This window comes from Candidatus Phytoplasma sp. AldY-WA1 (assembly GCF_020312115.2).
In the GTDB taxonomy this organism is placed as follows: Bacteria; Bacillota_I; Bacilli_A; order Acholeplasmatales; family Acholeplasmataceae; genus Phytoplasma; species Phytoplasma vitis.
Genome location: NZ_JAHRHX020000006.1, coordinates 1 through 15,802, shown reverse-complemented (window position 1 = coordinate 15,802; position 15,802 = coordinate 1). Strand labels below are relative to the sequence as shown.

At 20.1% G+C, this 15,802-nt stretch carries 12 protein-coding genes; 2 read left to right on the top strand and 10 right to left on the bottom strand.

What is annotated here, in order from left to right:
- Positions 1-50 precede the first annotated feature (50 nt).
- From dnaG to tig, 8 genes are all read right to left on the bottom strand, one after another.
- Positions 51-1,940 (bottom strand): DNA primase, encoded by a 1,890-nt coding sequence (dnaG, locus tag KTO59_RS01035; RefSeq protein WP_284928227.1) that lies wholly within the window; start codon positions 1,938-1,940, stop codon positions 51-53.
- Between the two features lie 51 nt (positions 1,941-1,991).
- Positions 1,992-3,368, bottom strand: a complete 1,377-nt coding sequence (locus tag KTO59_RS01030) for a glycine--tRNA ligase (protein ID WP_225695981.1) — start codon at positions 3,366-3,368, stop codon at positions 1,992-1,994.
- Between the two features lie 35 nt (positions 3,369-3,403).
- Positions 3,404-4,297, bottom strand: coding sequence for a GTPase Era (gene era, locus KTO59_RS01025; protein ID WP_284928226.1), 894 nt, complete (start codon positions 4,295-4,297; stop codon positions 3,404-3,406).
- A gap of 70 nt (positions 4,298-4,367) precedes the next feature.
- A complete protein-coding gene (gene ybeY / locus KTO59_RS01020; RefSeq protein WP_225695983.1) occupies positions 4,368-4,775 on the bottom strand; it encodes an rRNA maturation RNase YbeY in 408 nt (135 codons plus the stop codon).
- A 150-nt stretch (positions 4,776-4,925) separates the two neighbouring features.
- Positions 4,926-5,096 carry a 30S ribosomal protein S21 gene (rpsU, locus tag KTO59_RS01015; RefSeq protein WP_225695984.1) on the bottom strand — a complete coding sequence of 57 codons (171 nt, stop codon included), beginning with the start codon at positions 5,094-5,096 and terminating at the stop codon, positions 4,926-4,928.
- A 164-nt stretch (positions 5,097-5,260) separates the two neighbouring features.
- Positions 5,261-5,482, bottom strand: coding sequence for a hypothetical protein (locus KTO59_RS01010; RefSeq protein ID WP_284928225.1), 222 nt, complete (start codon positions 5,480-5,482; stop codon positions 5,261-5,263).
- 24 nt (positions 5,483-5,506) lie between these two features.
- Positions 5,507-7,849 carry an endopeptidase La gene (gene lon, locus KTO59_RS01005; RefSeq protein ID WP_284928223.1) on the bottom strand — a complete coding sequence of 781 codons (2,343 nt, stop codon included), beginning with the start codon at positions 7,847-7,849 and terminating at the stop codon, positions 5,507-5,509.
- 114 nt (positions 7,850-7,963) lie between these two features.
- Entirely contained in the window at positions 7,964-9,271 is a 1,308-nt protein-coding gene (tig, locus tag KTO59_RS01000; RefSeq protein ID WP_284928222.1) for a trigger factor, read from the bottom strand.
- 791 nt (positions 9,272-10,062) lie between these two features.
- On the opposite strand from tig, the gene KTO59_RS00995 reads away from it, so the two are divergent.
- Together KTO59_RS00995 and KTO59_RS00990 are read left to right on the top strand one after the other, a co-directional pair.
- Positions 10,063-10,923 (top strand): rRNA adenine N-6-methyltransferase family protein, encoded by an 861-nt coding sequence (locus tag KTO59_RS00995; RefSeq protein ID WP_284928221.1) that lies wholly within the window; start codon positions 10,063-10,065, stop codon positions 10,921-10,923.
- A gap of 1,390 nt (positions 10,924-12,313) precedes the next feature.
- Positions 12,314-13,048, top strand: a complete 735-nt coding sequence (locus tag KTO59_RS00990) for a pseudouridine synthase (RefSeq protein ID WP_225695989.1) — start codon at positions 12,314-12,316, stop codon at positions 13,046-13,048.
- A 634-nt stretch (positions 13,049-13,682) separates the two neighbouring features.
- Here KTO59_RS00990 and KTO59_RS00985 read toward each other — a convergent pair.
- Positions 13,683-14,492, bottom strand: a complete 810-nt coding sequence (locus KTO59_RS00985) for a hypothetical protein (protein ID WP_284928220.1) — start codon at positions 14,490-14,492, stop codon at positions 13,683-13,685.
- Positions 14,493-15,540: 1,048 nt separating this feature from the next.
- Positions 15,541-15,738: a hypothetical protein gene (locus KTO59_RS00980; RefSeq protein ID WP_284928219.1), complete on the bottom strand. Its 198-nt coding sequence runs from the start codon at positions 15,736-15,738 to the stop codon at positions 15,541-15,543.
- Positions 15,739-15,802 lie beyond the last annotated feature (64 nt).

Genomic DNA, 15,802 nt, shown 5'->3' with positions numbered 1-15,802 from the left:
TCCTTTTTATTCATTTATAGTAATTATTTTTTATAATTAATAAAATAAAATTATTCTATTTTATTTTCAAATTGATTTTGTTGAATATTTGATAATTGTTTTTCTTTTTGTTTTAATTCATCCCATAATTTATCTGTTTCTGGACTATCATCTTCATCATTATTATTTTGTTCATTAATTTTAGCTTTAATTATCTGTATTTCTTTCTTAATTTCTTGTTGGATCCTTGAATAATCTTTCATTTTAAAAGGAATAAAAATATCTTTTAAATATTCTTGGCTTTGGATTCTTTTTTTTTGTTTAAATATAGGATTGTTTTCAACTTGTAATAATAAATTATATACTATTTTAGAATTTAACATATGATTTAAAAATTCTTTATAAACATTTTTAAAATTAGAAATATTTATGCCATTTTCTTCTTCTTCTTTTAAATATTTCATAGAATAATCTTTAATCTTACGAATCAAATCTATAACATCAGCATTAATATTTTCGTATTTATAAATTTCTTCTATAACCAAATCAATATATTCTTGATTTAAAAATAATTCAGTCAAAAGACTTATTTCTTTTTCATAACTCCCAATTATTCCTTTTAAAGAAATTTTATCCTTTGTGCTTTGTAATAATTGGTTGTTTATTTCTTTCATAGAAATAAAAGAAAATAAATCAGTTTGAATTTGATATTTTTCATTTATTTTGTTTTGAAAATATTCTAAATTTTCTCTATTATGATATTTTAATAAAATGTTAATATTCGAATTTATTTGATCGTCTCTTAAATTTTGTTTTCTAAATTCTTCTATTTGATTAAAAATATAATCTTTAGTTCTTTCTTCTAATTTTTGTTTTAAGAAACTTATATTATTTTTTTTAGATAAAATATATTCATCAGGATCTAAATTAGAAGGAAAATTTAAAACCTTAACTCTAAAACTATTTTTATTTAACAAAAAAGAAATTTTTTTCTCAGCTTCTTTTCCTGCGTTATCAGAATCTAAAGCGACAGTAATATTTTGTGTTACCTTTTTTAATGATGCAATTTGAATTCGATTTAAATTAGTTCCTAAACTAGCGACAACATTTTTCATCCCTATTTTATAAAAAGCGATAACGTCAAAAAAACCTTCGCATAAAATAACTTCTTTTTTATCTTGGATATCTTTTTGATGTTCAAAAAAACGATATAAAAAATTTTCTTTTTTAAATTGGTTATTAAATAAATATTTAGGAATATGAAATTGCGTTTTATTTTGGTTATTTTCTAATGAACGTCCGCAAAAACCAACTATTTTACCGTTTTCATCGGTCAAAGGAAACATTAAACGATTAATAAAAAAATCAAAATATTCATCTGAATCATTTTTTTTAGAAATCAAACCTAATTTTAAAATATCTTCATATTTATAATTAAGTTTTCCAACTAAATGTTTAATTAAAGCGCTTGAGTTTTTATGAGAATAACCTAACCCGAACTCTTGAATTAATTCTTTATTTAATTTTCTTTCTTCAAATAAATATTTTAATAAAGGATGTTCTGAAAATTCTTTTTTATCTAAGATAAATAACAAAGCTTTTTGATAAAATTCATTAGCTGATTTTAAAATAGAAGTTAAAGGATCTTCAGGTTTTAATTTTTGTTTAGGTAAATTAATATTAAAAAGTTTAGCTAATTGTTGAATCGCTTCTGATGTAGGAATATCTTTTAATTGAGAATAAAATTTAACTGGAGAACCGCCTTTACGACAACTCATACATAAAGCGATATTTTTTTCAGTAGAAACAGAAAAAGAAGGAGTTTTTTCTTCGTGAAAAGGACACAAAGCAAAAAAACCTTTTCCTTGTTTTTTTACAACGATTCCCATTTTAGTAATTAAATCATAAATGGGGATGTTTTTATTTAATATCTCAAACAAATTATTATTTACATTATTCATAATACTTAATTTCTTATATTAATTAAAAATTTTTTTATTTATTTAAAAAAATTAAAATATTATTTTATCTTCTACATATTTTTTAATTTCTTCAATTGATATTCGTTCTTGTTCTAAAGAATCACGATCTCTTATAGTCACTGTATTGTTGATTAAAGTTTCTTCATCTACAGTACAACAAAATGGTGTACCTATCATATCTTGTCGTCGATACCTTTTACCTATACTTTGATTTTCATCATAATATACTTCAAAAAAAGGAGATAATTTTTTTTGTAATTCTTTAGCTTTAAAATTATGTTTTTGTTTTATTAAAGGCAAAATAGCTAATTTATAAGGAGATAAAAAAGGATGAATTTTCAAAACTATTCTTGTAGTATTATTTTTTAATTTTTCATTTTGTAAACAATTAATTATAGTAGCTAAAAATAATCTTTCGACCCCTAAAGAAGGTTCGATAACAAAAGGCCAATATTTTTCTTTAGTTAATACATCTAGATATTTTAAATCTTTTTGTGAAAATTTTTGATGCGCTTTTAGATCAAAATCCGTTCTTGAAGATATTCCCCATAATTCATCAAATCCCCAAGGAAAACGAAATAAAATATCTGTAGTAGCATTGGCATAATGACTTAATTCATCAGAATTATAATCTTTAAATTTCAAATTATGGAGATTAAAACCTAATTGCAAAAGAAAATTATAAGAATAATCTTTCCAAAAACAAAACCACTCATAATATTCTTTAGGATGACAAAAAAATTCTAATTCCATTTGTTCAAATTCACAAGTACGAAAAATAAAATTACCAGGAGTGATTTCATTACGAAAAGCTTTTCCAATTTGACCTACACCAAAAGGAATTTTTTTTCGAGTAGAATGTAAAATATTTTTAAAATTAACAAAAATACCTTGACAATTTTCTGGTCTTAAATATAAAGTAAGATTGTTTTCAGAAACAACACCTTGTGAAGTTTTAAATAATAAATTAAATTCTTTAACAGAAGCCCAATTTTTAGTTCCTAAAATTTTATGTTCAATTAAATAATCTGTCATCTCTTGAAAAGTTAAGCTATCGACATTTATCTGAGGATTATGATTTTTAATTAATTTATCTGCTCTATAACGTTTATTATCATCTTTATTTTCAGCTAAAGGATCAATAAATGAAGATAAATGTCCTGATGCTTCCCAAATTTTAGGATTCATAATAATAGAACTATCTAACAAAATATTTTTTTCATTTTCTTGAAAAAATTTTTTAATCCAAGCTTTTTTAATATTTTGTTTTAATAAACTACCTAAAGGACCGTAATCAAAACTATTAGCTAAACCATTATAAATTTCGCTACCAGGAAAAACAAAACCAGTTTGTTTCATAAAGCTAACGATATCTTTTAAAGAAATATTGTTTATATTTTCACACATAATTTAAATAACCAATTTTTAATTATATTTTTCTATTATTTTGTATATGAAACATAAGGAGAATGAAAAACTTTTTTTCTAATATTTAATTCTGTATCTACTTTAACCCATAAATTTAAAGAAACTTTCTTTTTTAAAAATCTCTTAATATCTTTTTCAGCAGTAATTCGAATTCTTTTTAATGTGGAACCATTAGCTCCAATTAAAATTTTTCTTTGGCTTACTTTCGAAACTAAAATCAAAATATCTATTGTTAAAGAAGATAAATCTTTGGCATAAGTTAAATTTTCTAAATAAACAGAACAAACATGAGGTAATTCTTTATCTAAATAATAAAAAAACTTTTCTCTCACAAATTCTGATATTAATTCTTCTTGCGAAAGATTAGTAATAATATCTTTTGAAAAATAAGGTTCTCTTTCTTCTAATAATGAAACAATATTATTTTTCAAAATGTTTAAGTTTTTTTCTTGAATACTAGACAAAGGGATAATAGCTTCGAAAGAAAAATGTTCTAAATAACTTAAAATAATTTTATCAATTAAAATCTTTTTTTTAAAAAGATCCATTTTTGTAATAACTAAAATAATTTTCTTGTTATATTTTTGAATAAAATCCAAAATATCTTTATCTCTTTGACGACATTCTTCATCAACCAAAAATAAAATAACATCGACTTCTTGAATATTTTTGAAAGTTATAAAATTCATTTTGGAAATTAAAAACATTTGTTTTTTATATATTAAACCTGGATTATCTACAAAAATCATTTGATAATCAGGACTATTACAAATACCTAAAATTTTCTTTTTCGTAGTATTAGGTTTATCACTTGTAATAGAAATTTTTTGTTCTAACAAAGAATTTAATAAAGTAGATTTACCTACATTAGCCTTACCTATCATAGTAATAAAACCTGATTTAAACAAACGTCAAAACCTCCCTTTAGAACAAAAAAATTATAAAATTCTATTAATAATTAAAAATAATATTAAATTTTTAAATAATATTATTTTTGTTTAAAATATCTTCTTGTATATCGATCATTTCTTGTAAAGATTCTTCAGTATCGTCATTATATCCTTTTAAATGAAGATAACCGTGAATAACTAAAAATGCAACTTCTCTTTCTAAACTATGACCTATTTTTTGAGCTTGTTCAAAAACTTTCGTTAAAGAAATAAAGATATCACCCAAATAATCATCATAATTTGTATTTGGAAAAGTTAAAACATCAGTAGGATAGTTTTTTTGGCGATAATAAAAATTCATTTCTTGCATTTTATTATTATTTATAAAAATAATATTAATTTTTTTCGTATCTTCTATAAAATCAAAAATCTTAATTAAAATTTTTTTAAAATTTTTAATTTTTTGTCTTGTTGTGTTATGTATTTTAATAATCATCTATAATGATGTCTTTTCTGAAAATTGTCATTAATATTTAAAGTACTAAATATAAAAAAATATAAAAAATATTTTAATAATAAACTGATAAAATCGTTATTAAAAATAAAAAACACCTAATAAATTATAAGGTGAATTTTTTATTAAAATTTAATATCTTTTTTTCGAAAATTTTCTACGGTTTTTTCTTTCTGTACTTGGTTTAATATAATATTCTTTTTTTCGAGCTTGCGCTAAATTTCCTGATTTAGAAACATCACGTTTAAAACGACGTAAAGTTTCGTCAAAAGTTTCTTCTTTGCGAACGATAGTCTTAATCATTTAATCAACTCCTTTTCTGCATAAAAAATAATTTAAATTATAAAAACACATAATCAAAATAATATCTAAATATATTTTTTAATATTATTTTTTCAACATATAAAATATGTTATCATAAATAAATTAAAATAAAACAAAAAAATAATTTTTTTTAAGTATTTAATTCAAGTTTTTAAAATATTTTTTAAATATAAAAAGGAATTAACAAAATAAATACAAACTAAACAAAAAATAAAACGATTTAAAACAACTTGGGAGCCATCAGATCTATGATTTCCGTATTGTTCTGAAAAAATATCTATTATACTTTTTTCTGTAGTAAATAAAACTCCTAAAATTATTAACACGCAATTAATATACATATAATGAACTTCTAAACATGGCATGTTATAATCCTCACTTTTTTTAAATTAAATTAAAGCTTTTGCGAAAACATCTTGAGCATTTTCAACAACAATAATTTTTACTTTTTTTCTAACTTCTTCAGGAATATCATCTAAATCTTTTAAATTATCTTTAGGAATAAAAATAACATTCAATCCGCTTCTATCGGCGGCAATAGCTTTTTCTTTTAAACCACCTATAGGTAAAACAGAACCAGTTAAAGTAATTTCACCAGTCATTCCAATATCTTTTCTAACAAATTTCTTTTGAATAGCTGAAAAAATACAAGTAGCTATGGTAATACCAGCTGAAGGACCATCTTTAGGAACAGCTCCTTCTAAAAAATGAATATGAAAATCATTATTTTTAAAAACACTATATTCAATACCTAACATTTCAGCATTAGATTTCAAAAAACTAAAAGATGTCATTGCGCTTTCTTTTAAAACTTTACCTAAATGTCCAGTTAAAACTAATTCTCCACTACCTTTAAAATGAGTAACTTCGACAGGTAAAATATCTCCACCAAAAGAAGTATAAGCTAATCCATTTACAACTCCAATTTGATCTTTATTATTTATTAATAAATGTTGATAAACAATTTTTCCTAAAAATTTTTCAATATTATTATTTTCTATTTTAATTTGTTTCACTTTATTAAATAAAATTTCTTTAACTGTTTTTCTTACTAAAGTAGCAATTTTTTGATTTAATTCTCTAACTCCAGATTCTTTAGTATAATGTCTAATTAAAAAAAGAATTGTCTCTTTATCTATAGAAAAGTTTTCTTCAGTAATTCCGTGTCCTTTTAACTGTTTAGGTATTAAATGTTCTTGCGCAATAACTACTTTTTCTTGTTCTGTATAAGAATTCAATTCTATAATTTCTAAACGATCTTTTAAAGGTTCTGAAATATTACTTAAATCATTAGCAGTTGTTATAAATAACACTTTAGATAAATCAAAAGGTTCTGATAAATAAAAATCTGTAAAATTTTGGTTTTGTTGCGGATCTAAAACTTCTAATAAAGAAGAACCCGGATCATGTTGATAATTATTAACTAATTTATCTATTTCATCTAATAAAAAGATAGGATTCATTACTCCAGCATCTTTTAAACCGCTCAAAATACGGCCTGGCATTGCCCCAACATAAGTTTTTCTATGGCCTTTTATTTCGCTTTCTTCTTGCAAACCACCTAAAGATTGTCTAACAAATTTACGACCTAAAGCTTCGGCTATAGAAATAGCTAAAGTAGTTTTTCCAACACCAGGAGGACCTACAAGACAAATAATAGTTTGAGGATTTTTTTGAGTCATTATTTTAACAGCTACATATTCTATAATACGTTCTTTGACTTTTTTTACACCGTAATGATTTTTTTCTAAAACTGTTTCTATTTTTTTTAAATCATCAACATCTTTACTTATTTTTCCCCAAGGTAAAGCAATAACAAAATCTAAATAATTACGAATAACAAAAGAATCTGCTAAATTAGAAGAAATTGATTGATAACGAGAAAGTTCTTGTAATACTTTAACTTTTATATCTTTAGGCATTTTAGAAATATTAATTTTTCTTCTTAATTCTTCTATTTCTTCCTCTTTTTTAGCTTTATCACCTAACTCATTTTGAATGGCACGCATTTTTTCTCTTAAATAAAATTCTTTTTGATTTTCGTCAATACTACGTTTAACTTCTGCATTAATTTTATTTTCTAAATCTATACAATCTAATTTTAGTTCAATATCTTGTAAAATTAAAATAAGTCTTTTATTTAAATTAGGTTCTTTTAAATACTTATATTTATATTTTTCTTCGATTTTTAAAGCAAAAATAATTAAATCTGCAGCTTTTTCAGTTGTAATTCCATCTTTTATTTGTTCTAAAAAAGCAGTTTCTGAAATTAAAAAAAGTTGATTAATATTAGAAGCTATTCTCTCCATTATTAATTTAATAAGAGTTTTTTCTTCTTTCAAATCCCCAAAAGTAATCGGTAATTCTTTATATTTAGCAATATATAAATCTTTTTCTTTTGATACTTTTTTAATTTGAACTCTTTTAATAATGCGTAATTTTACTTTATAAATTGCATCATTAATTTTGATAGAAACTAAAACCTTTGCTAATACTCCAAATTTTTCTATATCAGATATTTTAGGATTTTCTTGAAATAAATTTTTTTGTAATAAAACAACAACATAAGGACATTTATTAGCTTCAGAATAAATTAAAGCATTTATAGAAAAAGTTCTACCTACTTCAATTCTTAAATCATTAAAAGGGATTGGAACAGTATCTCTAACAATGATAGCAGGTAACTCTTCAGGAATAAAATTAGTTTCTAACTCTTTATCGTTCTTAACCATTATAATTTTTTGATTCCTCGAATCCTTTTTATTAAATTTTTTAAAATTAAAATAAAATTTTAATAATTTAAAATATTAAAATTTTAATTTTTTTTATAATATAAAAATTTTTCATTATTTATCATAATTTGTGATATTATTTTTTACTAAAAAATCAACAACTTTTTGTCTTATTAAATAATCTTTTATATTTTTAACAAAATATGAATTTTTTTTGATCATTTGAATATCTGTTTTATATTCAGAACTTACTTGTTTAAAAGTTTCTTCTAATTCTTGGGGACTAATTTCTATTTTTTCTTTAGTTCCTATTTCATCTAATAAAAAATTCAATTTAATTTTATTTAAAGCTTGTGTTTGCATTTCTTGCGAAAATTTTGTTTCGTCTAATTTCATTTGTTTTAAATATTCTTTTAAACTTACTTTTTTAGATTTTAATTCTTCTTCTAACTCTTTTTTTAAATTTTTCTCTTCTTCATCGATCAAAAACTGAGAAATTTTTAAATTACAATTTTTAACTAAAAAATCTAAAATCTCTTCTTTTCTTTTATTTTCTGTTTCATATTTTTTTTGAATTTCTAATTCTTCTTTAATTTGTTTTTTGAACTCTGAAACATTATTAATATTAGGGAATTTCATACTTTGTATTAATTCATCATTTAAAACGACATCTTTTTTTCTTTTAATATCATGTATTAAAACTTTAAAAAAAACTTCTTTTCCAGCAAGTTCTTCTTTTTCATAATCTACAGGAAAAGAAACATTAATATCTTTTTCTTCATTTCTTTTTAAACCTATCATTCCTGTTTCGAAACCAGGAATAAATTGATTAGAACCAATTTCTAAAGTATAATTAGTAGCTGATCCGCCTTCAAATAATTGTCCATTTAAATAACCTTGAAAATCAAAAATAGCAACATCTCCTAATTCTAAAGATGCATCTTTTTCTTTTGATTCTAAAATAGGATTATGTTTAAATAAAAAATCTATTTTTTTCTGGACTTCTTCATCTGTAATTTCTGAATTATAATTTTTTACTGGAATTTTTTTATAATCGCATATTTTAATTTCTGGCTTTAACATAAATTCTATGCCAAAATTGAAAAAATCTTTTTTTTTAGTTAAAACTTCTGGATCAAAATTAATTATTTTTGGTTCCCCAATTATATCATATTCTTTTTTTTGTTCAAATATTTCTTTCAATTTTGTTTGAACTAAAGATGTAAAAGCATCTTCATATAAAGAACGTGGATCAAAATGTTTTTCATACATATCCCTTGTTACAAAACCTTTTCGAAAACCTTTTAATTCTACTTTAGATTTTATTTTATTATAAATTTCTTCTATAAATACATCAAAATCATCTTTATTTATTTCAAAATGATATTGAATAAAATCATTATTTATTTTTTTAATTTGCATATTTGTACCTAGTCTTTTAAATATTTATTTATATATAACACATGTATTATTTTTTATATAATTATATAATTCAAAAAATTTTAAATTATAAAATATTAACTTACTTTATAATTATATATGTTATAGTATATTTATTTATATAATTATATGTATATAAATGTATATATTGCATATATTAATTATAATTATTTTATACTTTTAATTAAATTTTTAGTTCATTTATCTAAATATATTTTATTTATATTTTAAATTAAATTTCCAAATAATATTTATTTGAAAAATATTTTTAATATTTTTATTAATTAATAATAGATGAAGGGCTTATATTGCTTAAACAAATCTCCATAAAAAATATAAAAAATTTCAAAAATAAATTTTTTTATTTTTTATTAATATTAACTGTTTTAATTTTATTTTTAGATTTTTTTCATAGTTTTAAAATTTATAAATTTAATCAAAAACAAAATTATTTGCCTTTAATTAAGTTAAAATGGTATCATTTCATATCTTTTTCTAAATACAGTCTATTAGTTATTTTATCATTATTTTTTATAATACTTAAAGAGAACAAAAATAATAAAAAATATAAAATAACTAATTTTATAGCACTATGTTCTTTAATAAATATTTTAATAAATACTTTTTGTTTTCGTTCTTTTATAAGAGATCTAAATATTTACCCTTCTGATATTAAATACTTTAATTTAATTATTTACTATTTAGAATTTCTTTTTCTTCCATCTTTATTTTTATTTTTTTATTTTTCGAATAAATTTAAAGTTTCGTGGAAAATGATAATAATTATTTTATTAAATTTTATTTTTTATTTAATAATTAATTTTATTTTAAATTTAATACACAATTATGATGATATCAAAACATTTTTAAAAGAACAATTAATTAATTCCGATAACAAATCAGAAACATATTTTCTAATTTCTTATATACAAATCATAATCTCTTTTACATATTTAACTAGTATAATTATTCTTTGTCAAATAATTAAAAAATATTTCTTTTTGAAAGCATTTTTATTAATATTGACTATGTTATTATTATCCGTCATTACTTTTAATTTAAAAGAATGGAAACATGCTACATCATTATTTTCAGAATCAAAATCAGGATCTGGCATTTTTCCAGAAACACAAGAAATGTCAAAATATTTTACAAATATTTCTAATTTAACAAAAACTGAAATAAAAGAAAAAGGATATAAAATTTTAGAATTAGGAGCTGGAACTGGAAATGTTACTAAATATTTAATAGAAAAATTTGGAGTAGAAAACATAATATCTATTGAATGGCATTCGCATTTATGTGAATTTTTAAGAAAAGAATATCCTGGTTTAACAGTAATTCAGGGGAACGCAGCAGTTTTTATAGATTTATTAGAAAAAAATAAAATATCCCCAGATAAAATTCAAGGAATTGTTTCTACTTTACCTATAAGTATTTTCGACGAATCCGATTTTATAAATTTTGAAAATAACATTAGTAAAATAATTAAAAAAAATAAAATTAAATTTATGAATTATCGTTTTAAATTTTTCGAAAAAAAAGAAAGAGAAATAAATATAGAACTAAAAGAAAATTTAATTTTTATTACTAGTTTCATTCCTGTTAGTGTTTATACTTTTTATAATTTTTAATAAGAATAAAAAAACTATTTATGATTTATTATTCATAAATAGTTTTTTATTTTAATATATATTTTAAAAAAATTAATTCATTTTGTTAGTTGAAAATTTTAATCCTAATTTTACTAATATTTGTTTTATTTTTATTTTAAAATGTAAATAAAATTTTGTTAATTAAAAAAGCGTAATGTACCCTAAAACGTTAAAAAACTTTCAATTTAAATTAAATAAACTAAATTATTTTTTATCCCTTAAATTTAACTTTTTTGTTTGAATTTTTTAGGTGTGTGCAGTGTTATAAAATCGAGAAACACAAATCCTCGAATAAACGCATCTGTTCTATCCATATAAATTTATAACAGTGCGTGGGCAAGAGTTAATAAGATTTTATTAAGTTTAATTATTTATGAATAATCAAAAAATATCATTTATTTTTTTAAAAAAATATTTAGAATAAATTTTTTTTAAAAAAATTAATAAATATCTTCAAAAAAATTAAAAATAAAATGAATATTGTATAATATAAATAAGTTGAACCTTTTAATAATGTAAAATCATGAAAATTAAGAAATTATAAAATCAAAAGGAAATATAAAAATGAATTCTTAATTTAACTTTAAAATTTAAATAAAATAAATGAAAATATCGAAAATTATTAAATCTACAAGATGATAAAATTTGAAAAAAATTTTGCTCTTGTCAATTAAAAAAAATTAAAAATCAAGATGATATCCTTAAGATAAAAAAATATAGATATACAAACAAACAATATATATAATATAATTCTTTCCACCCAATTCTTTCCATCCAATCAAATAAAATTTTATTCAAAAGTTTTTTCTTTTAAAAGATTTTTTTATAAATAATACATACGAATATAAAAGATTTGAATTTATAATAGATATATAAAGTAATATTAGAAACATATTGAAAAGAATTAGAATATTGTTAAAATAATTATAATTTCAAATAATATTATTAAGAAATTAATAAGATATTTTTTAAAAATAATTCTTTATGAAAAAAAATTATAAATTAAATTTTTTCGAAAGATAAATATAATACAAATGTTTTTTTAACGAAATAAACAAAATGATTATCATTAATGAATCAAAATTAATAAAATTATTTCAATTTGATAACTTCTTATATCAAATTAATAAATTTTTCAACATTAAATCTGGAAAATAACATTTCAAAAAATTAAAAAATAAATTATTTTGTTTCTTTAAAAGATTCTTTATTAATATTAATGAACAAAATTAAACTATAAAATAGTAGTAAATAAAAACACTTTTAAAAATTAACTTTAGAAATAATGTTGAACTAAATTTATATTTATAAATATAATTAAAAAAATTTAATTCATTTTTATATTTAGAGTAATAATAAAGGAAAAGAGATGGAAAAACTACAAAGATTACAAAAAATTTTATCTCAAGCGAATATATCTTCAAGAAGAGATGCTGAAAAGATGATTTTAGATGGAAAAATTAAAGTAAACGGGAAAATTATTTCTAAATTAGGAGTTAAAGTTAGTACATCGGATATTATTTTAGTAGATGGACAAAAAATTTTTTTGAGCCCCTTAGTTTATTTTTTGTTATACAAACCTAAAGGTTATTTAACAACTGTTAGAGATGATCGTCAAAGAAAAACAGTTTTAAATTTATTAAAGCCGCAAGATTTAAACAACCGAGTTTATCCTGTAGGAAGATTAGATTTTTTAACGGAAGGATTATTATTATTAACAAACGATGGGTCTTTGACACATAAATTAACTCATCCTACTTCTTTAGTTTCTAAAGAATATCATGTTAAAGTGAATCAAAATTTATCCTCTCGAGATCTAAAATTTTTAAAAAAAGGAGTTTTGATAGATAATAATTATCTAGCTATTCCAAAATCAGTTTCTTGGCTTAAACCTTCTTGTCATAAAGAACAAAATTTATGGTTAAAAATTATTATTACTGAAGGAAAAAATAGACAAATCAGAAAAATGATTTCTGCTTTAGGATTAAAAGTGATTAAATTAATACGTTATCGATATTCTTTTTTAACTTTAGAAAACATGAAAATAGGAGAATATCGTGTTTTAAAACAAAATGAAATTAATCAATTAAAATTATTAGGATAAAAAAATAATCTTTCTTAAAAAATTTAAAATAAGTTGATTGTACCCTAAAAAATCAACAAACTTTAAATTTAAATTGACTAAAATAAGTTATTTTTTTATTTTTTTTACTGAACATTGTTTTTTTGTTTTAGTTTGAAAATAGAATAGCCGTTTTGAAAACGGCTTTTTTTGTTTAATAATTAATTTTTTTATATTTTAAATATACTTATTTTTAATATTTTTATCTGTTTTAAAAAGATTATTTTTATCGTAAATTTAGAAAGGTTTATATTTTTGTATTTTCTCAAAAATAGCGTCAATAATTGTTTTTTCTTTATTATTTAATTTTTTTAGAATCACTTTTTTAGAAGGAATCTAAACTGCACTCCATTCCATCAACAACAATTTAATTTTAATTATTAACTAAGTTTAACTGAATAATTTAAACTTTTTTTATTTTATCTTTTATAATTGATAATATTTTTTTATAATAAATGAATTAACTTTTGTAATTATTATACAAAAAACAAATTTTAAATTTTTTGAAAATAAAATTAAAATTTATTATTTTATTTTCTTATATAAAAAAATTTTTAAATTCTTTTTTATTTATTTTAGATATTACTATGCACTGTTATAAATTTATATGGATAAATTAGTTGCATGCAGTGTCATAAACAAAGAAAATTTTGTTTTGACTTTGACTTTGATTTTGTTCATTTGATTTCCAAACACAAAGGTTAGAAGCCATTGTTTTATATATATTATCTTTTTCATAGTTACTTAAATTTCTTAATAAAGTTTCAATTCTATAATTTTGAATATCAAAATAAATAACATTAATTTTGTTGTTTATTTTGTTGTTTAAATAATATAAAGGTTTAGTTTGAGTAATACTAACTGATTTGTATAAAGATTTTTCTGAGGAGGTGATGTTTTTCGAGTCCTTTGCTTCAATAGTAATTTTTGCTTCATTTATTTCGTCAATGTTCCAAAATAATAAAACCTTTTTTAAAATATCCTTTGTTTTAACAAAGTAGATGTATGAAAGATTTTTGCTATTATATTTTTCATTATAATGTTTTACAATAAATTCGTTTTTATTTAAATCATCTAATTCGTTTTTATTTAAATCATCTAATGATAATTCTAAATTATAATTTTTTTTTAAAAAATCAATAATTTCTGTTTTGGATGAAAATATGATATGATCTTTATATATGTTCGTATTTTTTATCGGATCTTCTTTATATTTGTCTAGATACTCTTTTAGATACTTTTGTTTTCCTTTTTCTAGATACTCTTTTTTGTTCAATAGTTGGATTGTTATTTCTGTCTTTTCTTTTAATTTGAAATTAACATTAGAACCAGTGATGATAGCAAGATGAACGTATATATATATATAATATAATAAAAATAAGAACAATTTTTTATTAGATAAAAAGAATTTTATTAATTTCGGCATCGACCAAACTCCTTGATTAATGTAGATTATAAATAGTTTATTTTTTAAAATTTTAAATTAAAACTTAATTAAGTTATTTTCTGGTCATGGTGTTTGTGTTATTATGAAATAAAAATATACTTTTGAATATTAAAGTCTATTTATTTAAATTTATGTTTAATTTTAAGGTTTAATACTTTTCTTTTAAAAATTTTTTAAAAAAAAAAAAAAAATATTAAAGTTAATTTTATTTTATTGAACCATCAAAATTGTAATAAGTTTTTTAAACAAAATATTCATTAGATTGATTTAATTTAATGATAAAGTCTATTATTTTAACTTCGTTTTGAAACAAAGTTATTTTAAATTAATTTTCCATTAGATGGATCGAATTCATTTTTGAATTTAGCTTCTTTTAATTAATGATATATTTTATTTTTTTTATCATCATCTGTCTGTTAGATGGTTGAATTTGTTTATGAAATAAATTTTTTGATCATCTTGAAATAAATTGTTTTAATTGTTTCTAGTTTATTTTGTTTTTTTAATTACTTTTGCTGTAGCAGGAATACTTGATAGTTGTGAGTTTAGTGGAAATGCAAAATATTTTAATTTCATAAAAATTACAATAATAATGATAAGAAAAGAACTTCCTAAAGATATTTTTAAGATTTTATCTTCATAATTTAAATACTTTTTGAATATTTTTTTTAATTTAATTTAAATTGAAAAAAAGTTTTTTAATTTTTAAAATTAATAATAATATAGTATGTCAATATATTATAGTTCAAAAAAAATTTGCATTCTGTAATCGCAGTGTTATAAAAAAATGTAAATGTTTTTAATTCATTTTTAATGACTAATTTTTTTGCTTTTAAATTTATTTATATTATAATCTATAATTACATAATTTCATATTTTTTATAAAAAATATTAAACCTCTACACATAACACATGTAAACACCAAAAAAGAGATTTAGTCTACTTCAATTTTTAAATTTTTATTAAAATAGTCAAAATGATACGGTATTTTTTTACGTAAAAAAATTTTTTTTATAAAAATTTATAATTATTTTTTTAAATTGTTTTTAATTAAAAATTCAATTGGAGTTTGATTGTTTAATTTTGTTAAAATCCAATTATTGTTATAAAATTTAGCAAATCTTTCTAATTTATAAATTGTTGGTTTTTTAAAATAACCTTTTAAAATTGAAAAAAAGTTTTCAATAACAGCATTGTCGTTTGGATGAGCCGGTTTTGACCACAATGTTCCTAAAAATTGTAAATGTTTTTTAACTCTGCATATTTTTAAAACCTCATTTCACTAAAAA

Excerpts from the sequence above, each read along its gene's own strand:
- tig (WP_284928222.1), bottom strand. The coding sequence starts at position 9,271 with ATGCAAATTAAAAAAATAAATAATGATTTTATTCAATATCATTTTGAA.
- KTO59_RS01010 (WP_284928225.1), bottom strand. The coding sequence starts at position 5,482 with ATGCCATGTTTAGAAGTTCATTATATGTATATTAATTGCGTGTTAATA.
- rpsU (WP_225695984.1), bottom strand. The coding sequence starts at position 5,096 with ATGATTAAGACTATCGTTCGCAAAGAAGAAACTTTTGACGAAACTTTA.
- KTO59_RS00985 (WP_284928220.1), bottom strand. The coding sequence starts at position 14,492 with ATGCCGAAATTAATAAAATTCTTTTTATCTAATAAAAAATTGTTCTTA.
- KTO59_RS00990 (WP_225695989.1), top strand. The coding sequence starts at position 12,314 with ATGGAAAAACTACAAAGATTACAAAAAATTTTATCTCAAGCGAATATA.
- lon (WP_284928223.1), bottom strand. The coding sequence starts at position 7,849 with ATGGTTAAGAACGATAAAGAGTTAGAAACTAATTTTATTCCTGAAGAG.
- KTO59_RS00995 (WP_284928221.1), top strand. The coding sequence starts at position 10,063 with ATGATAATAATTATTTTATTAAATTTTATTTTTTATTTAATAATTAAT.
- ybeY (WP_225695983.1), bottom strand. The coding sequence starts at position 4,775 with ATGATTATTAAAATACATAACACAACAAGACAAAAAATTAAAAATTTT.
- dnaG (WP_284928227.1), bottom strand. The coding sequence starts at position 1,940 with ATGAATAATGTAAATAATAATTTGTTTGAGATATTAAATAAAAACATC.
- KTO59_RS01030 (WP_225695981.1), bottom strand. The coding sequence starts at position 3,368 with ATGTGTGAAAATATAAACAATATTTCTTTAAAAGATATCGTTAGCTTT.